The sequence below is a fragment of the Cylindrospermum stagnale PCC 7417 genome (assembly GCF_000317535.1).
GTDB classification, from domain to species: Bacteria; Cyanobacteriota; Cyanobacteriia; order Cyanobacteriales; family Nostocaceae; genus Cylindrospermum; species Cylindrospermum stagnale.
The window spans coordinates 60,734-80,754 of sequence record NC_019757.1 but is presented as its reverse complement, the minus strand read 5'-3'; the positions used below and the strand labels follow the sequence as shown (position 1 = coordinate 80,754).

Below are 20,021 nucleotides of genomic sequence, written 5' to 3'. Positions count from 1 at the left end.
TTTACAAAATTAGTTACATATTTTTTGCCAAAATCTCGGTGTAGTGCTGTTGGTTCTAGATTTTGAGGATTAAATTTTTTGGGATCTACTACAGTTCCGGGAATGTGGCGAAATATGCGGAACTCAGCAGGAGAAAGGCGTATATCGTAGCCATAGGAATCACTGTGCAGGATGGCAGCATTATTGTAGAACATACAATTTCTGGTTCTGGAGAAGTAGTTAATTGTTATTCTCGTAAATCTGCAAGTCAACTTTCTCGGCAAATTGTAGCAGATTGTCCTGGGTTGCAAGTTGAACACGCGATTTACTTGGGTGGGGAGTTGCAAAAAGCAGAATTTGCTTTATCGAGTAAACAAGAGTTGATTTATGAGCAAGATAAACCTTTGAAAATTAAGACATATTTATACTTGTCAAATGTATAAAGTTGTCCGGTTGCAATCAATATAGCAATTCCCATTCAAGTGAGGTACAGAAAGAATTAACCGCAGATGGACGCAGATAAACACAGATAATTTTGTACTTCATTAGACTGGGAAACGCTATAATACTATAACGATTGAATTGATAATAGTTATAGAATTTTATCTTTAGCTTTTAAGCAGACTGCAAATATTCTAACAATAACAATCTCAAGTAATCCAACATTCTAATATAATCCTTCATCTGTTCATATTTACCATTACTGCTAAAATAAAATTTTCCAATTGGGGATACACTAAATACTCGCATTGCTTGTAATTGAGAAATTACCTGCTCCTGATTAACTATTTGACCTGTAGCTGCAATTTGACTGGCATAACCTCTTAAATTTACTGTTAAAAGTTCAATTTCTTCTAATAGTGAAAATTCCTCATTTTCTGGTGGAAACTTAGTAGCAATTTCTTTTCTTTCGCTGCGGGTGTTTTGATATGCCTTTGTCAATTGTGACAATAATTGAGCAATATTTATCTTTGTCAATTCCTGCTCATTTAAAATTGCTTCAGTCATCGTTAACTCCATAAGTAACTATCTTTTCGCTACCATATTTGTCTGGTCTGACAATCAGATATTCATTACCTTTCCGATATACTGCTGAACTATCTCCACGATATCCAGTTTTTGGAACTCTGATTGCTCCTTTTTTATTAAAGTTATGAGCTTTGCGTAAATATTTTAAAGGGTCAATATTTTTTCTAGCTGCATGGTCTAATATACTCTGAGCAACACTGCTATAAGTAGCAGCATCCCACTCGGTCATATATTTTTCAATCTCAACTACCTCTGTTAAATTATACCCTTCTAATAGTTGAATCAAAAATGGATCTGAGATTGCTTCTTCTCCTGGCATGATGACCTAAGTATATAACGGCAAGCCTGACGTAACCTAATTTCTAATTAATGAGGTACAACTTATAATTCAGTGTATAATTAGTCGGCAGTAATTTTTGATTTGGTAAAACTTATGAGTGTTATCCCATTCATATTGGATGGTAGCAATAAAACAGTTGTCGAAACTGAAGCAGGTGATTGAAGTCATTATTTTTATAACCAGCATAGATACAGAATATAGCTTTAAACAAGCTATTTTTTCAGAATATGTTCCATGTGCTGGTTTAAATGTAGTGCCTATGTTATTGTTCTTGTGTTTAAACTTTAGCTAGAGTTACAACTCCTAACTGATCTTGATATTTACCCTGACGTGCTTCGTAATTCACTGCACAGGGCGCTCCTTCTAAAAACATCAACTGTACTATGCCTTCGTTGGCGTAAATGCGACAGTCGGCACTAGAAGCGTTGGATAACTCTAAGGTTAAGTAACCGCGCCAAGCTGCCTCCGCAGGAGTTACGTTTGCAATTATACCACACCTTGCGTAGGAGCTTTTACCTATGCAAATTACTGTAATATTATTTGGTATTTCTAGCCTTTCAAGAGCAACCCCAAGTCCATAGGAATGTGCTGGAAGGATGAAGTAACTACCATTTTCATCTGTATGGAGTTTTGTTTGCTCCAAGTTTTCAGGATTAAAATTCTTGGGATCAACTACTGTGCCTGGAATATGCTTAAAAATACGGAAATCGTTGGGTGATAGTCTGATGTCATAGCCAAAGCTGCTAAGACCAAATGAAATTATAGGTAATTCTGCAAGACGGCGTATTAAACTTGGCTCAAAAGGCGAAATCATACCCTTTTGAGCCATTTCAGCAATCCAAATATCGTTTTTAATCACAATTTCACGGGTAACTCAAACGAATTACTAGGATATCTTGAAGTGGTGCATTATTCACAAATATAGTTTAGTTAGCTTTTTGATCTCGTGAAGATTCTCCCAAGCCTGCTTAAAAAGCTACTGTGTACACACAAATTATCTAATCACCGCAAATCCTGTTTTGTCGGGTGTGTTCTGAGGTTTTGGCTAATGCACCATTCTAGACTTGTGGTGTTATGTCGGGGAAACGGTGCGTTGGGAACGCACCCTACATGAAGTTGTGCATTTTAGGGACGATGACTGCGACGGATTTCGGTGATTTGGTCTGCTGCATCTAGGAGAGATTTTGGCATTTCTGGACCGGTGAGAATGATATCGACGTTGGGGGGACGTTTTGCGAGAAACTCTAAAACCTCTGATTCGGGAATTAAGCCGAAGTTAATTGCCAAACTTAACTCATCTAAGACCACGAGAGAATACTTACCTTCACATACTAGCTTTTGTGTATGCTGCCACAGTTGTTGTAGGGCTTGGTTTTCAGAATCGTCTAACTGTGGTGTATCAATACAGCGCGGCAAATCACAACGAATCCAATCTAAATGTTGTCCTAGTTGCATCGGTCGATCTTGTCCTTGGTGAATGCCACCTTTGAGGAATTGCACAACTAAGACTGGCGTACCTTGACCGGCAATTCTCAGTGATTGAGCCATGACACTGGTGAAAAAGTTACGATGGGAGCTAGTGAAAACTTGCACTAGTCCTTCGACGGGATATGGTAAGCTGAGAGTCGAATTTACACTTGGGGTTTCTAGCTGGGCAACCATAGGGCGTAGTTTAAAAAATCACTATAGAATAAAAAACTTTTGCTGGGAGTAGCGATCGCATTCTCCACCTACATAATCTATCTGTTTTCCACAGGTGTAGTTGATAGGAGCGATCGGCATTCTTAGTCAAACACTAGGTTTGTCCTCAAGTCAAGAGTTATTTTGCTTGACAAAATCATTTTTTATATGCGAGCTAACGCCAAAATAAGAACACACAATTGGCATTTTTCATAACTTAAAAAAGCTGGAGTAGCAGATAAAAATCATTCTTGCGTTAGATTTCCCGTTTATTTGGGCAAAAACGAGTTATAAAATAGTGAATTTGACAGAATGAGGGGTAAATAGTTGTGAAATTAGTGATTTTGGGAGGTTCAGGATCGGGTAAAAGCAGTCAAGCACAAAGGCTTTGCAGATACTTTGATATTTCTCTGATTTCCACAGGCGAGACTTTACGGCAGGCGATGTCTAACGAAGATTTGCTAGACGGACACAGCGAATTGAGTGATTTAGGTCGCTACACCCAGCCTTATGTAGAAGCGGGGGAATTAGTCCCAGACGAAATGATGATTGAATTGATCAGAGTTCACCTCAAAAAGTTCGATGTCAACTCTAGCTGGGTGTTAGAGGGCTATCCCCGGACTGCATTCCAAGCCGAGGAGTTAGATTTTTTGTTAGACGATTTAGGGCAAAAGCTAGATTGGGCAATTTATCTCCAAGTTCCAGAAGCAGTAATGGTTAGCCGTTCTTTGGGGCGATCGCTTCCAGATGACCAACCGGAAATCGTCCAGCGCCGTGTAGAACTATTTTACGATCGCACAATTCCCATCTTAGAATATTACGACCGTCGTCGCCGCCTATTGACAATCAACGGCGATCAGTCGCCAGAACTTGTACAGCAAAACATTCTCACTCTGCTCTCCATCCCTTAGCGGGTTTGTGATTCTGCTGATAAGTGTCAAAGAAAATGCTAGTTTTCGGATATCATGGCAAATAAGTTTCTGGGCACATAATTAAGCAAATCCTGAAAGTGCCTCTGTGACTGGCATTGAAACACCTGAATGCATACGTATTTTCAATAAAAATTTTGAGGCAACTCCAATGGTTTGGCAGCGCCCAGACGGTAGGCAATCCTACGAACTGCGTCCGATTAGCTTTTACCCCGGTTTCACCCACTATGCAGCCGGTTCCGTTCTCGCCAAATGCGGTGATACTCAGGTACTTTGTACCGCCACCGTAGCTGAGGGAGTACCCAAGTTTTTAGCAGGAACCGGCAAAGGTTGGTTAACTGCTGAGTACCGAATGTTGCCATCTGCCACACAACAACGGCAAGAAAGAGAATTATTGAAATTATCGGGGCGGACGCAAGAAATTCAACGTTTAATTGGCCGCAGCCTGCGAGCAGCATTAGATTTTGAGGCGTTGGGAGAACGGACGCTGACTGTAGATGCTGATGTGTTGCAGGCGGATGCTGGCACGCGCACAACGGCGATTACAGGCGGATTTGTCGCCTTGTGCCATGCAATATCTCAATTATTGCAACAAGGAGTAATCAAGCGATCGCCACTGCGCGGACAAATAGCCGCAGTTTCTGTCGGTTTATTGCAGGGAGAGCCTTTTTTGGATCTCAACTATATCGAAGACGTAACTGCATCAGTCGATTTCAATGTGGTGATGAATCAACACCTAGAAATCATCGAAGTCCAGGGAACAGCGGAATCCGGCAGCTTTAGCCGTAGCCAATTAAATCAACTACTGGATTTCTCAGAAAAAGGCATTCAGCAATTATTAATCGCCCAACGGGAAGCTGTCCCCGGCTGGGAAACGCTATTTGTGGGGAATTAAGGTCGCTCAATGCCAGGATTTTAGATTGACCCATGCGTTAAAACAGGAGATTGGTGTGAGGATTTTGGATTGTCAGTATTAATGGCGCTAAAATTGCAACCAAAAAGAAAAATAGAGCAATTGTGGATTGCACGTTGTTTTGCCGCAGTACTGCTCTTCGGTCAAATTTGCCTACATTTTCTGCAAGGAAAGACTTATTACCGGAAAATTCTGGAACACATGGTAAGTGCCGGGCCTGGTTCTATGTCTCCCGTGCTGATGGTGAGTGGTTTTGCTGGGATGATTTTTACCATTCAAACGGCCAGAGAATTAGTGCGATTTGGTGCTGTTAATTCTGTGGGAGGTGCGTTTGCTTTAGCCTTTTGCAGAGAATTAGCACCAATTTTAACTGCTAGTATTATTGCTGGACAAGTCGGCTCGGCTTTTGCCGCCGAAATAGGTGCTATGCAAGTCACAGAGCAAATTGATGCACTTTATATGCTCAAAACCGATCCGATTGATTATCTCGTTTTGCCGAGAGTCATTGCTTGCTGTTTGATGATGCCCTTGATGATGATTTTTGCTTTAGTTACGGGCATCACTGGGGGAGCTTTTGCCGCGTCACAATTTTACCGAGTTGAGCCAGAGACCTTTTTAGAGTCAGTTAGAGATTTTTTAGAACCCTCAGATTTGTGGATTATTCTCCTCAAAGGCTTGATTTTTGGAACTATAGTCGCTGTCAATGGCTGTAGTTGGGGGCTAACTACTCAGGGAGGAGCCAAGGAAGTAGGAGAATCAGCCACAACAGCAGTTGTGACTACTTGGGTGTCAATTTTTATCATGGATTTTGTGCTTTCTTTGCTGATGTTTGAGCACCCCACACTTTAAACCCAAGCGTCAAATTATATCTGCCCATTGCCTCTTGCAAGAGTGCTTTCTTGATTAGCGGTTAGTACAACTGACTACTGACAACTGACCACTAATAATGATAAAGAACATCTAGGTTAATTTTTCCCACCTAATTGATGATGTTAAAAGTTTCAAAAGTTAAAAAGGGAGCAGGTCAGAAGTTCGGTATGGTATTGCTGGAAGCAGGCAATATGAAGCTATGAACAAAACGGTTGAAATTTTATCAGATCAGCCAGCGCTGGTAGCGCGAGCACTGGAGTTGATCTTGTCCAGGTTGAAAACTGCTATCGAGCAGCGGGGAAAATTTACTATTGCTTTAGCCGGTGGCAGCACACCTAAGCCATTGTACGAAGCGATTGCTAATCAAAATTTGCCTTGGGATAAAATTCATGTATTCTGGGGTGATGAACGCTACGTACCACCAGATCATCCCGATAGTAATGAACTAATGGCGCGTCGTGCTTGGCTAGATCGTGTAGCTATGCCAGCGGCTAATATTCACGCTATACCAACTTTAGAAGGAAATCCAGAGCAGTCGGCTGTTAAATATGAACAGCATCTGCAAGAATTTTTTAATTCTGCACCTGGAAAGTTTCCCGCAATGGATGTGGTATTGCTGGGAATAGGTGATGATGCACACACCGCATCTTTGTTTCCTCACACCGCAGCGCTCAAAGTAAGCGATCGCTTAATTACTGTGGGTAACAAAGACGCTCACCCCCGGATAACCTTCACATACCCATTTATCAATGCTGCTCGGAGTGTAATTTTCCTCGTCGCTGGTGCGAATAAACGACCAGCACTAGCGCAAATATTCGCACCCGTAGCGGATGACTTGACATATCCATCCCGGTTAATTCAACCCCAAGGAGAACTTTGGTGGTTGCTAGACGCAGCAGCAGGTTTGGAACTCAAACCTTAAATTTTCCATCAGGAGTAATTGTTAGAATCGAAAGCTATATCTGCTCCTCTGCTTGCCAGTAATATTTTACGATGATCTTGAACAAAGGCTTAAATCCATGATCGTCTGTCCTAATTGCAATCATCCCAACCCAGACGGCGCTGTCCAGTGTGAAGCTTGCTACACGCCGTTACCAGCGACTACTAACTGTCCCAGTTGTGGGGCAACTGTGCAGGCAGATGCTGCTTTCTGTGGTCAGTGTGGCTATAACCTGCACTCAAATGTCGTCGCTCCCACCATCGCTCCCGACATCGCCGTAGAAGTACCGGCATTAGTTTCCCCTGACCCAATTTTAGAACTTTTAAAACCAGATCCCTTGGGACTGGCCGCGCCTGCTGCCCCTGCCGTTACTTCAACCTTACCACCGACAGTAATGGCAGTTGCGCCAGCGCCAGTACCAATAGCAGCCCCAGATCAGCAAACCATCGCTATTGCACCCGTAGCCACAGGCCAGGAAATTCCGACTCCACCAGCACCAGCACCAGCACCAGCACTGGAACCAATAGCAGCTGCTGAACCAGCACCGGAACCAATAGCAGCGCCAGCACCGGAACCAATAGTAGCGGCTGAACCAGCACCGGAGCCAATAGCAGCACCAGCACCGGAAGTACCCGCAGTAAATGCCGCTAGAACGCAATTGCAGCAGGTGACGGCGCGGTTATTCCACGTCCAAAGCGACCGAGAAATTGAATTACCGCAAAATCTTTCTGTAATTCATATCGGCAAGCCCAATGACCGGATTCCCCCTGATATAGATGTTTCAGGATTTCCCAATTCGGAAATTGTCTCGCGGATTCATGCAGATATTCGCGTTGAGGGAGATGCTCATTATATAGAAGATGTGGGTAGTTCCAACGGCACTTATATTAATAATTTGCCGCTATTACCGGGAAACAGACACCGCTTGCGTCCAGGCGATCGCATCAGTCTAGGTAAAGGAGATATGGTGACATTCCTTTTTCAACTCTCTTAGCCGATGCTGACTCTTTCTTAGAGACCAGCCTTATGATTACACCCCCTTATTGCTGTTTATAGCGTCATCTATCCTGGTAGAAAGTTGGACTTTGGACGGGCGACGGTTGACTGTAGTTTTCCGTCGTCACGTCTAGGCTTAATTCCTCCTATTGCTGACTAACTCCACTGTGATTAAAAGTCGATTAGGATGGATGAAACAACACCAAGGCAGTTGTGGTAATTACCTGAAGGAAAGTAACCTATGAGGGAACCAGGAAAAGAGTTTCAGCCCTTGCTAACCAAAGAAGCCCCGCCAGAAGTTGAACGTATGGGGCTAACTTGGCTAATAGCAGCTGCGATCGCCACGACTATCTTGTGGCAATTACCAACAGGCAATTACATTTTATACCCATTCACGATCCTAGCAACTTGGTTCCATGAAATGGGTCACGGCTTGATGGCTCTGATGTTGGGAGGAAACTTTCAGAAATTAGAGATTTTTGGCAATGGTTCAGGTGTAGCAACTTATGCCATCCGCACATCATTGGGGCCAATTGGCCCGGGGTTAGTTGCCGCAGCTGGGCCGATGGGCCCCCCAATTGCCGGTGCATTTTTGCTGTTAGCTTCCCGCAGTTTTACAGCAGCCTCCCTGAGTTTGAAAATTTTAGGGGGTTTTTTGCTGCTGTCAACATTAATTTGGGTGCGTTCTTCGTTTGGATTTGTGGCAATTCCCTTGCTGGGTTTAATTATCCTCTTAATTGCTTTGAGAACTCCCCGTTGGCTACAGGGGTTTGCCGTTCAATTTCTCGGTGTGCAAGCTTGTGTGAGTACTTACCATCAACTCGATTATCTATTTAGCTACAGTGCAGGCCCCCTGGGACTCTCGGATACGGCGCAAATGCAGCGATATTTGCTGTTACCTTACTGGTTTTGGGGTGGGTTAATGGCGATCGCATCCCTAATAATTCTAGTCCAAAGTCTCCGCGTCGCTTATCGTTCTCAGTAATGGAGAAGCAAAAATTCAAAAAAATAATATCTAAACTCCAGTTAAACCACCGCTAAATTTTGGTGAGGAATCTTCACAGTAAACGTTGTTCCACAACCCAATTCACTTTCCACAAAAATTTCTCCTTGGTGGCGTTCCACACTTTTCTTAACAACGGCTAAACCCAGCCCAGTACCAACGATATTCTCAATATTTTGACATCGATAAAAAGGCTCATAAATTTTTTGCTGTTCTGCTGGTGGAATACCTAGGCCTTTATCTATCACCTGAAAAACTAAAGCTTCTGGCTCAGAATTTAAAATCAAGTAAATTTTATTATTTCCAGCAGATGAATATTTGATTGCATTTAAAAGCAAATTACTGAGGATGGAGTAAAGCAGCTTTTCATCTAAACTGGCCCGAAAACACTGACCATTATTCATAAATTCTATCAGATGTGGTGTGGTGCCAAATAGCTGCAAATCTTCCACCAAATTTAAACAAAAATTTTCAACATTGATCAATTGAGGTTTGTAATCTAGCTTACCTGCCTCAGCTCTAGTTAAAGTCAATATATCTGTTAGCAGATGATTCATTAACTTTGCTGAAGATTGAATGCGGTAGAGATTTTTTAATCGCTTTTCGTCCACCAATTCTTCAAGAATCTCCCGTAATAATTGAGATGAAAGTAAAATTACACTCAAAGGTGTACGAAATTCATGAGAAATCATCGAAAACAACTGGAGTTTTAATTCACCAATTTCTTTTTCTTTAGCTAGAGAAAATTTTAAAGACTCAATTTGCTGACGTTTCACCCATTGACTATCAAGTACAATACATAAACTAGAAATTACTATAATACTTAAAATAATCCCCGTTATTTCCATCAAGATTCTTAAGTGAATACTCTTCTCAGATTCCTCTAACGAGCTTAGTAGGTAACGTTGTTCTTCAGATCTAATCTCAGCCATTACGGTGATAATTTCTTCTCGCAGCTTAACACTGCGTTCAGTAATATTAGTTTGCACCTGTAATGCTGTTTTATCTTTTTGATAAAGTTCCATTGATTGCTTGAGAAGAGCTAATCTTTGATTTACCAATGAGTTCAACCGTTCAAATCGCCGTTGCTGACTCGAGCTAGGACGTATCTGCTTCTTTAACAGCATAAGTTCAGACTGCATATTTGTCACTTCACTTGGATAACGATTTAAATCTTGCTTACTCCCCAAAAAGATAGACCCTCGCCGCGTCGATTCTACAACCGTCATTGCCGCAAAGAAATTTGACAAAGTATTCAGGGTTTGATAAGTATGCTGCACCCTATTAGCACTCTGTTCGATTTCATTTGTGTTCTTAAATGAAGCAAAGGTGATTAATCCAATGAGCAAGAGAGTTAACCCAAAACCTCCCGCAATCCATTTTCTTTGGAGCGACAATTTCATAAATTACCTACTAGCAATAATTCTGATTGTTTTTGATTTTAATACAGCTTGTTTTTCATCGTGTTTCTTAAAAATTATCTTCACTATGATTCAGTATGAAACTCATGTTTTGATGTAAAAAAAGTTTTATGATATTCTTTTCCCATAGAATATTACTATTTCGGTGATGTCTAAGAGATTATGCGAATTTTAGTAGTTGAAGATGATACTCAATTGGCGGAGGTACTAACAGAAGCTTTAAGCAGACGTCAGTATGTAGTAGATGTTGCCAAAAATGGAGAATTAGCTTGGAATTCAGCAGAATCAATGAAGTATGACTTAGTGGTGTTAGATGTAACGCTGCCAAAACTAGATGGGATCAAGTTTTGTCAACGCTTACGTAGCACTAGCGCCAGTAATTCAGCATATCGGAACGCTGGCGCACCTGTGCTGATGTTAACAGCCCGTGATACCGTAGCCGATAAGATTGCTGGGTTAGATGCAGGAGCAGATGATTATGTAGCAAAGCCATTTGACTTAGAAGAATTAATGGCTCGGATACGTGCTTTACTCAGACGCGGTAGTTCTGCAACTACAGTGAGTTTGTCTTGGGGAAAACTGCACTTGAATCCAAGTACTTACGAGGTTATTTACGATAGTTATCCTCTGTCATTAACCCCAAAAGAATATACTATTTTGGAATTGCTGGTTGCCAATGGCAGAAGAGTATTGAGCCGTTCTAGCATTATTGAGCAGGTTTGGTCAGTAGACGACTCTCCGGTAGAAGAAACCGTGAGGTCTCACATTAGATGTCTTCGACAAAAGCTGAGAGCTTTAGGTGCACCGGAAGATTTTATTGAAACAGTTCATGGACTGGGCTATCGCCTCAAATAGAAATAATATCGATTTGGGTTTCATTAAAGTTAGCCAAAATTGGCGGTTCCTGAGCTAAAATCTATGGGTTAGATGCCTAAACTCGGAAGCGCAAGGCGGCATCACCCAATATCTTGTGTGAAAATGAGATTATCAAAGCCGCGCTCAAGCGTTGGCTTACCAATTTTGTCCAGGTTTTTCTTAAGGGTGAAATCATCTGCACAAATTCTGCACAAATTCTGCACAGTGATTGCATATATAGGTTATATCCTCTTGTTTAGACGTGAGGAAAAAAGACTAAAGATTTCAATCACTGAACAAAGAGGGGAATTGTGGATGAAGGAGAAAAATACATATCATGGTTGGGTGATTGAATTAATACCATTATCTAAAGGTTACGCATTTAAATGTTGGATGCCAGACGAGCAAATAGGGATTAGTAATAACCATATTTATCCTGGGACGCATCAAGCTATCAGGGCAGCCAGGAAAAGGGTAAAACTGGAATCTGCAAGTTTGGCACTTATCCGTTTCTTAAATGAATCCTACAAAAATTGCCATCTTAGTCCCAAAGAATATTTGGCTTTGGCTAGTTCCATTTCTGATTTTATTACCTCAGCCAGTAAACCTAAAACTTAAGACTCTTAAGCTTAACGGATGAATAACCAAATTCTTTAGGCAAGAGGCAATTGGGTTTTAGACTATTTCAAATTTCTTTAGACAGTTATCTTTATTTATGCCTTTTTACTTAGTGCGTGATTGAAATTACAGATGTTTGAGAAAATGGCATTAGAAGTTTTTGTGAACATTAAAAACTCTTATCGCGGCAGCGGTAGATTTTACTACATCCAACTGACAGTAGATCGAAATTACTTCAGGTGATATTTGTAACAATTCCCATCCTGTCACTGCATCTAAATAATTTTTTGTCCAAAAGTGTCCGGATATACAAAAAACAGGGCGTCTATTGTTACACCAAAGAGCTAAAACATTTATGAATATCAAACTTGACAATAACACCCCGAACTTTCTGGCAACATTATTTATCTCTCTAATTAAAGAGGGCATCACCGCAAATCAAATCATGGTAGGCATTGTTCAACTAGCAACAGACACCCAAGATTTAGACGGTATGACTGCTTCAGTTGATTGTCTCCGGTGCCTGCTTGGGGCATTGCCTATAGATACCAGTGCTGAGGGGGTTTCAAATTTTGTATCGTCCCTAGCAATAGAGGGTGTTACCACTTTAATGTTGCTGGATGCCTTGGGTTTTGCCTGTAATCAGTGCTCTTTGACAGAATGTGCGGCTATTATCCATTTGACTTATCAGCGATTGGAAGCAGACAAATTAATATCGAAAGTGTTAGGCGACTAATAAGTAATGACTAGCAAATTTAAGTTGTCTGTCAAATCTAACCAGTCGATAGAATTATCAAGTATTATGTATTTTTTGTCGCATTTATAGCCAGTTGTAGTGAAGCGGTAACCGAGCGCTGCAAGTTAACTCTTTCACCCAAATAGGGCCGTTATACAGCACTCTGTTAACAACTGGCGATGGGGTGGGAGTACTGAGGCATGGGGGCAAACCATTCCTCGTCTAACTTTTTTACTATCCCGTTATCCCTCTCGATATCTCATTTAAACTGCAATTGAGAAATTTGTAATGCCAAATTGCCAAAACTTTTTTGTCTTCAATTAGAGCGATTTTCAACTGGATGGACTTGTTGCATAAATCTTTTTTTGTTTCGCGCACCAGCGAAGCGTATCCCTTCGGGACACTACGGCTAACGCCACGCTCCGCGAACGTGAACGCGGAGCGTGCCGGAGGCTCTAGTACGAAGTAAAGGTGCCGAAACTGAACCTTGAGCGATGGTTTGATATTTGCCAGCAGTGCTTCTACCAACCTTATATACTTAGCAATATCCTTCCTTCGATAGCAACCCACACCTGCTATTTGTGGCGACTGTGGGAGTATGTGGCAGGAAAATGGGAGAACGTGCGATGTGCCATCGCACTCAACTTTAATAGCCAACAAAATAAGTGTTTTTTGATACAGTGAAACTGTGGTGATTTTTTACCGCTAGTTTTCTGTAAATCAAGAGACATCCCATAATGAACTCGAAAAATTCTGCCCAAGCTTTTTATGAAGTTGTTACCAAATCTGCTGATAGAGGTAGAGATATACTGACAAATATTACATTTTTTGTCGGGGCAGGCTTCTCAAAAAGTTGGGATATAAACTCTCCCACGGGTAATGAGCTTTTTACTTTTCCGAAAAAATTTATTGAAAATTCCCCATCAGAAATTAAAGATTTATTGACACAGCCAGGTTACCCAAGTATTCAAGATACGTCTCCTGAGAAGTTTAAGGAGTTAGTTTATCAATTAAATATGCAGCTTAAGTATCCTGGCATTAGAACACGTTATATGGATGAAAATAGTATTAATATTGCACTTGATGAACTTAAAGCACTGACACAGAAAAGATTTGAAGAAATTACATCAATTAATTATTTTGATGACCAAACAGGTTGTTTCCCCTTACCGACACAACTAACTGAAGCTCAAGAGAATATCCTAAAATTCTTTAAATGGTTAAGAATCCAACAAAAAGAATGTTCTGGTTTTTCTACTGGGGTTCATGTTGATTTTATATCAACTAACTACGATTATGTGATCGAGACCATTTTAGATAATATTATCAATTCAACAGGTGTCCTAAGAAATAGCTATCGGGGCATAACTCCTAATATGATTTGTGGTATTAAAAATAAAAATGTTATTCACGATCATTGGGCAATTGATAATATTCTCAAGATAAATGGCGGTTTTGAAATTCTAAATACTCAAAACAATTATCATTTAGATTACCGCCAACGTTCATTTGAGGAGATTAAGCTGAAGCCACCAGAACTGATGATGCCATCAAAGGAGCAGAATTACACTAATCATTATTTTTCATCGGTGTTTCCCAAAGCAGTTCGCCTGCTTCACGAAAGTCGTGTTTTAGTTATTGTTGGGTATAGCCTTTCTGAAGAAGATGCTTTATTGAGCTTTCTCATCAGACAATTTGCCGAAGATTTACGAGATGTCCACGGCAAGTATATTTTTTATATAGATTACTCAAATGAAGATTATTTGGTTCAAAAGTTGCGGAATTGTTTTAAGTATATAAATTTTATAGATGTTGATAATGTATTTGCTTATTCAGGGGGGTTTACAGACTGGATTGAGCAGGTGCTTGCATATAACAAGGACGGCTTAAACAATTAAAAATCAAAAACCAGGTTTTAATTTTTAATTGTTAATTGTTAATTTTTTAAGGCTCATTCTCCTCACAGAACCCGACATATCGCCCATGCCACAATTTTCCGCTTTCTGTTAGTCCTTGCGATCGCACCGTGATTTTCACGCCTCCGGGGTTGGCTGCATGACGACGGGCTATTTCTAGCATATCTTGCTGTGTAAAGCCTGTTCCCACTAACCCCATTGGCACTAACTTTCCTTCCTTTTCTTGGGCTACCATGATGGCGCTAAAAGGTCGGCTAGGGTCGTTTTTGGAAGTTAAGCCGATAATTACTAAGTCTAATTCGAGGCAGTACTTTGTCCGGACTATTGCCAATGTTCGGGTATCTTTGCCACCTATATAAGTACAGTTTTTCAGTACCCAAATTTCCCCCTCTCTAGCTTCCAACTGCTGTTTAGATGCCAGTTCGGCTTTTTCCTGGCTAGTACGGGCTGTAGGCACTACCTCAAAAAAGTCGGTTTGCAGATACTTGCCAATTTCTTCGCCCGCTGCAATCCTTTCTGCCTCTGTGACGGTTGTCAAGTCTTTTCCTGAAAACCACAAACTTTTAAATATGGCGTAAACGGGCGTTGGGGGAATATTTGCTGCCCCTGCGGCTATATTGACGGTGGCTGCTTGAGAACCTGTACGATGTTCGCTGAGAGTGACTGAACGGTAGTACAATTCGCCATCTAGTACGAAAGATCCTAATTGGGTTGCAGCTTCTAATAGTGCTTGGTTGATTTCTATTGAGGGTTGCTCTTTAATTCTCGTAGAACGTGATTGGTAATAAATCTGTTTTTTGGTAGCAATGACAATTAACCTATTACCATCGCGTTTCGGCTGTCCCCAGTAGTCGGGTGAGTTAATGTAGTAGGTGCGTTCGCTTCCAGCGGGGCGTAGCCCATTGCTTGATGCATCTACCGGCTGCATGGTGACAATGTGTCCTGGCTGCAAATGGGGTGGTAAATCCTTGACAAGAATCAGGTTTTTGGGCGTTTTTGGGGGATTTGAAGTTGCTGTGGTGACAGAACCAGTATTTGCTGGCTGTGCTGGTGTTTTTTCTCCTGTTTCTAGCTCAAATGCTTTATTCCAAAACCCCAAAGCCATTTCTGGGTAACCTTCTGATTCGGCGCAGATTGCCAAGTTAACAACTTTAGGTAGAGCAATTCCCCGTCCATAATCTGCAAGATATTGGATAGCTCCCGCAGTACCCATCAGGTGTAATGAGCGTTGAAGAATGCGATTATTCCAGCGTTCCCGGATTTCTGCGGGAATTCTCTTGTTGGTATTTCGTTTTGATTCAATGTATACAGTGATATTCATAAATTTTTATCAGGGTGAGAGGGATGGTGTTGACTGCTGGTATCAAAGGGATAACTCACTCTGGAACAGTATATAGTATGTATGTACTGCTTAATTTAATTATCGAGATGATTTTTAATATATTTGTACTATCTAGAGGCAGCAGTCAACTCCTCGTTTCCAGGTATAACCTGGAAATGCTCTTCAGGGGGGCAGAGCCTCCTAATGGGCATTCCCAGTCAGAGACTGGGAACGAGAGAACGAGAGAACTTAAGGTTGGGGTTGGGCGCGGATTTCGTTGGCACAGGGACGAGCTTGTTCAAAGTCGGTCATGTTAGCCAAGGTTGTATCGGCGATATTGCGGAGTGCGTCTGCTGTAAAGAAGGCTTGATGTCCGGTGATGAGTACGTTGGGGAAGGTTGTCAGGTGCTGGAAAACGTCATCTTGAATGATTTCATCGGACAAATCCTCAAAGAATAATTCCGATTCTTGCTCGTAAACATCTACACCGAGATAACCAATTTGACCGGACTTTAACCCCTCAATGACTGCTTGGGTGTTAATCAGCGCGCCTCGGCTAGTGTTAATGATCATCATACCGGGCTTCATTTGCGCGATCGCATCACTGCCGATCAAATGATGAGTTTCTGGAGTCAGAGGACAATGGAGGGAGATAATATCAGACTTAGCAAATATCTCCCCTAGTTCTACATAAGAACCACCCAGCGCTTCTAATTCTGGGTTGTGATAAACATCATAAGCGAGGATGTTACAACCAAACCCTTTCATGATATTTCCCAAAATCAGACCGATTTTGCCGGTACCGATAATCCCTACTGTACGCCCATACAAGTTAAATCCCAACAGTCCCTCTAGAGAGAAATTGCCTTCCCGGACGCGGTTATAAGCACGATGAATTTTGCGATTTAAACTCAAAATCAATCCGACAGCGTGTTCTGCTACGCCATAGGGTGAGTATGCAGGTACACGGACAACGGTAATTCCTAACTCTGCGGCGGCTGTTAAGTCTACGTTGTTAAATCCGGCACAGCGAAGGACTATTAGCCGAGTTCCCCCTGAAGCGAGAATTTTTAAAGTTGGGGCGTCAACTTGGTCATGGACAAATACGCAAACCGCCGGAAAGCCTGCTGCTAAGATGGCGGTGTCCCGATTGAGACGGGGTTCAAAAAAGACTAACTCGTGTTGAATGGGGGAATTTGCAGCTGACAAAAACTGCCGGTCGTAGGTTTTTGTGCTGAAAACTGCTACTTTCATGGCAAAACCTCTGGCTTAAAGCTGCATATTTTCTTGTAAATGATAGCTTGAGGTTTTGAGGTGCTGATGCATCTGCTATCATTGCCAGTCTTGGAGATTGGCGTTGTTGGGGAATTGTGGAATTAAAGCAAATATTTAGGATTTAGGGAATGGGTAATGGGTAATTGGGAAAAAGGTAATTGGAGGAGACAAAGGAGAGATCCAATCCTCTAATATTCTTGAAGTTCTGCGATTAGGTTGAGGATTTGGCGGTAATACTGTGTATTTCCTTGTTGGTGATAGAGTTCGGCTGCTTGCTGAAAATCAGCGATCGCATTTTCTTCCTGACCCAAATTCCGGTGAACATCCGCCCGCAAAATGTAAGCTGTAGCCCAGTCAGGTTGTAGCTGCAAGGCTTGATTTAAGTCTGTTAACGCTCCTTCTAAGTTTCCCAACAAAGAACGGCTACGACCCCGGTTAAACCAGTCTTCAGCACAGCTTTGGTCAAGGACAATTGCTTGATTGTAATCTGCTATTGCTGCTGGATAATCTTCTAAGGCATAGTAAGCATTGGCGCGATCGCTATAAAATGGGGCTGAGTCGGGATTAATCTGCAATGCTTGGGTGAAATCTGCGATCGCACCTTCATATTCTTCTAAAGCATAGCGGGTAGAACCTCGGTTGTAATAAGCCTCTATCAAATCGGGATTAATCTGCAATGCTTGGCTATAATCGGCAATTGCTCCTTGTTCATCTCCTAGCAAGCGGCGAGCATTACCCCGATTGCAGTATGCTGGAGCAAACTCAGGGGCAATTTCTATGGCTAGAGTGTTATCTTCAATTGCACCCTGAAAATCTTTCAAAGCCTCGCGGGCAATTCCTCGCCCATAATAGGCAAAAGCTAAGTTAACATTAATCTGCAATGCTCGATTATAATCTTGAATTGCGCCTTGATAATCTCCGAGAGCACGACGAGCCGCAGCGCGATCGCAATATCCCTCAGCTAAATTAGGATTAAGTTGCAATAATCGGTTGCTATCTGCAATTGCACCTTGGTAGTCTCCTAGTCGGTGACGCGCATTCGCCCGAAAGCCGTAAACTAAAGCCAGGGTAGGATTTTCTTGCAATGCTTGGTTATAATCGGCGATCGCTTTTTGATCATCTCCCAAAGCGCTGTAAACCAATCCCCGCTCATAGTATGCTTGCACATCATCAGGATTTAATTTCAGCGCGGCGTTAAAGTCAGCGATCGCTTTTTCATATTTTTTGAGGTGAGAAAAAAACAAACCTCGGCTATAATAAGCTTCGCCAAAGTTGGGGTTAATCTCCAGTGAACGGTTATAATCAGCGATCGCACCTGGATAATCTTCAAGAGCGTAGCGGGTATTTCCCCGGTTATGATAAGCAGGCGCGAAGTTAGGATTTAACCGTATTGCTTGATCATAATCAGCGATCGCGTCTGAGTACTTCCCTAAAATATAGAAAATATTCCCGCGATTGCTGTAAGCCGCGACAAAATTAGGATACCACTCCAAAGAAGAATCAAAATCGGCGATCGCACCTTGATGATCACCGCGATCAAAACGCCCTAAACCCCGGCTGTGATAAGCTTTAGCGATATCAAAATTGATATTTTGAGTTAATTTGTGTTCTATTGCTTGGCGATAATTTGCGATCGCTTCGGAGTACTCAGACAAAGCAAAGTAGGCTTGACCCCGATGGTAGAAAGCTAAGGCCAGACAGGGATTGAGCCGTAATGCCTCATTATAAAGTGCGATCGCCCCTAAATAATCCCCTTGCAAATCTTTATTTAATCCCTGATTGATCAAATCTTCAGCATTCATATAACTTATTTAGGTTATGAGTTTCCAGTGCTTACTCATCCGTTAGCCAAAAACAGAAGATAAATATAGATAAATGCGGGAAATTTCCTTGATTATCATCAATTTTTCTTTATCCCTAGTTTTCAGATCGGCTCTCAAATGCATATCATAATTTATAAGACTTACGCACCGTACAAACTTACCCTTTTTTCCAGCTTTTTTCATGCATCTTTTTACCCATCCTAACCGTAGTGTGCGTTGCCTAACGCACAATCTATAGAGCTTTCAATGAATAAACTCGATAATCATATTTACCATTTTTTGTCAATGCGTAAGTCCTAATTTAGACCACTGGTGTCAAGTGAGATTACACCCTCAGCCATCAACATTATCCAGGCATAAGCAATGAAATATCCTTGGCTAAAATTTATAACATTGATCATATTGACACTATTCTTCAATCTTACCTACCATCAGGTTACATTAGCCAGCACAAATCCGCAGTCAACCACTAAAACCATATCTGAATTAGTCCTTTATTCCAGCTATTCACCAGCAGTTCCAGCTACTGATAACTCTCAGCTAGTTGATATCCAATCAATCAACAAAAAGATTATGCTTGATATCCGCTACGCCACACCCAACAACTTTCTCAAAAAAAAGCTATACACAGACAGCAGATGCATATTGCGAAATCTAGTAGCCAAAAAGCTCTCGCAAGTCCAAGAAGAATTAGCAAAAAATAACCTAAAATTAAAAGTCTACGATTGCTATAGACCCTTGTCAGTGCAAAAACTAATGTGGAAGATACTACCAGATGAGAATTATATTGCTAATCCTAGCAGAGGTTCTCGACATAATCGCGGTGCAGCAGTAGATTTGACACTGGTAGATAGTAAAGGTAAAGAACTAAAAATGCCAAGTGAATTTGATACTTTTACCCCAGCTTCCAATAGAAACTATAGCGGTGGCACACGCGAATCTCGAAAAAATCGGCAGTTACTACAAGACGCCATGCAAAAATATGGATTTGTCGGACTACCAACAGAATGGTGGCACTTTGATGCATCAGGTTGGGAAAAATTCCCAGTAATTGATGCATCATTTAGTGCAATTCCCCGTCCTGTAAATTAGGTCTTAATATTAAAGCGTAGGTTGGGGAGCCACTGCGTTGGGCGGGTTTCCCGACTTAAAGCAAGTGGCGTTTGAGGAACGAAACCCAACAAAAATCCTGTTGGTACTAATACCATTTCTTTATGAGGCTGCACCGAATTTCCTAACCTTGTCTTTTCCAACTCTCATGTCGCGCCAGTTGCTACAACGGGGGGAACCCCACGCCAGTTTGCTCAAGTCGGGAAACCCGCCCACGCAACTGGCTCCGCAACGCACTGGCTTCTCTGCGTCTGGAGTGGTTTGTTT

19 protein-coding genes and 2 pseudogenes are annotated in these 20,021 nt (G+C 41.7%); 12 read left to right on the top strand and 9 right to left on the bottom strand.

Going from position 1 to position 20,021, the window contains the following annotated elements:
* Positions 1–17: 17 nt before the first annotated feature.
* Positions 18–158, bottom strand: a pseudogene (dcd, locus tag CYLST_RS35650) (dCTP deaminase); the annotation flags it as partial.
* Between dcd (CYLST_RS35650) and CYLST_RS00355 the strand changes: the two are divergent.
* Positions 159–422: pseudogene (locus CYLST_RS00355) on the top strand (DUF4346 domain-containing protein); the annotation flags it as partial.
* Between the two features lie 172 nt (positions 423–594).
* Here the strand turns inward: CYLST_RS00355 and CYLST_RS00350 are convergent.
* The 4 genes from CYLST_RS00350 to CYLST_RS00335 all read right to left on the bottom strand — a co-directional run bounded on the left by CYLST_RS00350 (position 595) and on the right by CYLST_RS00335 (position 3,010).
* Positions 595–987, bottom strand: coding sequence for a hypothetical protein (locus tag CYLST_RS00350; protein WP_015205715.1), 393 nt, complete (start codon positions 985–987; stop codon positions 595–597).
* Positions 980–1,327 carry a hypothetical protein gene (locus tag CYLST_RS00345; protein ID WP_015205714.1) on the bottom strand — a complete coding sequence of 116 codons (348 nt, stop codon included), beginning with the start codon at positions 1,325–1,327 and terminating at the stop codon, positions 980–982. The genes CYLST_RS00350 and CYLST_RS00345 overlap by 8 nt, the downstream gene beginning before the upstream one ends.
* A gap of 298 nt (positions 1,328–1,625) precedes the next feature.
* Positions 1,626–2,177, bottom strand: coding sequence for a dCTP deaminase (dcd, locus tag CYLST_RS00340; RefSeq protein WP_216595240.1), 552 nt, complete (start codon positions 2,175–2,177; stop codon positions 1,626–1,628).
* 296 nt (positions 2,178–2,473) lie between these two features.
* Complete coding sequence (locus CYLST_RS00335) at positions 2,474–3,010, bottom strand: P-loop NTPase family protein (RefSeq protein WP_015205711.1); 537 nt, start codon at positions 3,008–3,010, stop codon at positions 2,474–2,476.
* A gap of 347 nt (positions 3,011–3,357) precedes the next feature.
* Here CYLST_RS00335 and CYLST_RS00330 point away from each other — a divergent pair, with 347 nt between their 5' ends.
* The 6 genes from CYLST_RS00330 (at position 3,358) to CYLST_RS00300 (ending at position 8,661) form a co-directional block, all read left to right on the top strand.
* On the top strand, positions 3,358–3,939 hold the full coding sequence (locus CYLST_RS00330) for an adenylate kinase family protein (RefSeq protein ID WP_015205710.1): 582 nt from the start codon (positions 3,358–3,360) through the stop codon (positions 3,937–3,939).
* A 169-nt stretch (positions 3,940–4,108) separates the two neighbouring features.
* Positions 4,109–4,852 (top strand): ribonuclease PH, encoded by a 744-nt coding sequence (gene rph, locus CYLST_RS00325; protein WP_015205709.1) that lies wholly within the window; start codon positions 4,109–4,111, stop codon positions 4,850–4,852.
* 81 nt (positions 4,853–4,933) lie between these two features.
* Entirely contained in the window at positions 4,934–5,719 is a 786-nt protein-coding gene (locus CYLST_RS00320; RefSeq protein WP_015205708.1) for an MlaE family ABC transporter permease, read from the top strand.
* Positions 5,720–5,939: 220 nt separating this feature from the next.
* Positions 5,940–6,662 carry a 6-phosphogluconolactonase gene (pgl, locus tag CYLST_RS00310; protein WP_015205707.1) on the top strand — a complete coding sequence of 241 codons (723 nt, stop codon included), beginning with the start codon at positions 5,940–5,942 and terminating at the stop codon, positions 6,660–6,662.
* Between the two features lie 97 nt (positions 6,663–6,759).
* A complete protein-coding gene (locus CYLST_RS00305; RefSeq protein ID WP_015205706.1) occupies positions 6,760–7,674 on the top strand; it encodes a double zinc ribbon and FHA domain-containing protein in 915 nt (304 codons plus the stop codon).
* A 243-nt stretch (positions 7,675–7,917) separates the two neighbouring features.
* The gene (locus CYLST_RS00300) at positions 7,918–8,661 is read left to right on the top strand and encodes a M50 family metallopeptidase (protein WP_015205705.1); all 744 of its coding nucleotides are present in this window, start codon (positions 7,918–7,920) and stop codon (positions 8,659–8,661) included.
* 41 nt (positions 8,662–8,702) lie between these two features.
* Here the strand turns inward: CYLST_RS00300 and CYLST_RS00295 are convergent, their stop codons facing one another.
* Positions 8,703–10,082, bottom strand: coding sequence for a sensor histidine kinase (locus CYLST_RS00295; protein WP_015205704.1), 1,380 nt, complete (start codon positions 10,080–10,082; stop codon positions 8,703–8,705).
* A 180-nt stretch (positions 10,083–10,262) separates the two neighbouring features.
* Here CYLST_RS00295 and CYLST_RS00290 point away from each other — a divergent pair, with 180 nt between their 5' ends.
* The 4 genes from CYLST_RS00290 (at position 10,263) to CYLST_RS00270 (ending at position 14,207) form a co-directional block, all read left to right on the top strand.
* Positions 10,263–10,955 carry a response regulator transcription factor gene (locus tag CYLST_RS00290; protein WP_015205703.1) on the top strand — a complete coding sequence of 231 codons (693 nt, stop codon included), beginning with the start codon at positions 10,263–10,265 and terminating at the stop codon, positions 10,953–10,955.
* 225 nt (positions 10,956–11,180) lie between these two features.
* The gene (locus CYLST_RS32915; RefSeq protein WP_172642145.1) at positions 11,181–11,573 is read left to right on the top strand and encodes a hypothetical protein; all 393 of its coding nucleotides are present in this window, start codon (positions 11,181–11,183) and stop codon (positions 11,571–11,573) included.
* A gap of 355 nt (positions 11,574–11,928) precedes the next feature.
* Positions 11,929–12,309: a hypothetical protein gene (locus CYLST_RS00280; protein ID WP_015205701.1), complete on the top strand. Its 381-nt coding sequence runs from the start codon at positions 11,929–11,931 to the stop codon at positions 12,307–12,309.
* 737 nt (positions 12,310–13,046) lie between these two features.
* On the top strand, positions 13,047–14,207 hold the full coding sequence (locus CYLST_RS00270; protein ID WP_015205700.1) for an SIR2 family protein: 1,161 nt from the start codon (positions 13,047–13,049) through the stop codon (positions 14,205–14,207).
* A 46-nt stretch (positions 14,208–14,253) separates the two neighbouring features.
* Here the strand turns inward: CYLST_RS00270 and CYLST_RS00265 are convergent, their stop codons facing one another.
* The 3 genes from CYLST_RS00265 to CYLST_RS00255 all read right to left on the bottom strand — a co-directional run bounded on the left by CYLST_RS00265 (position 14,254) and on the right by CYLST_RS00255 (position 18,623).
* Positions 14,254–15,546, bottom strand: a complete 1,293-nt coding sequence (locus CYLST_RS00265; protein ID WP_015205699.1) for an ATP-dependent DNA ligase — start codon at positions 15,544–15,546, stop codon at positions 14,254–14,256.
* A 249-nt stretch (positions 15,547–15,795) separates the two neighbouring features.
* Entirely contained in the window at positions 15,796–16,800 is a 1,005-nt protein-coding gene (locus CYLST_RS00260; RefSeq protein WP_015205697.1) for a 2-hydroxyacid dehydrogenase, read from the bottom strand.
* 209 nt (positions 16,801–17,009) lie between these two features.
* Entirely contained in the window at positions 17,010–18,623 is a 1,614-nt protein-coding gene (locus tag CYLST_RS00255; protein WP_015205696.1) for a tetratricopeptide repeat protein, read from the bottom strand.
* Between the two features lie 384 nt (positions 18,624–19,007).
* On the opposite strand from CYLST_RS00255, the gene CYLST_RS00250 reads away from it, so the two are divergent.
* The gene (locus CYLST_RS00250) at positions 19,008–19,736 is read left to right on the top strand and encodes a M15 family metallopeptidase (protein ID WP_015205695.1); all 729 of its coding nucleotides are present in this window, start codon (positions 19,008–19,010) and stop codon (positions 19,734–19,736) included.
* The last annotated feature ends 285 nt before the right edge of the window (positions 19,737–20,021 follow it).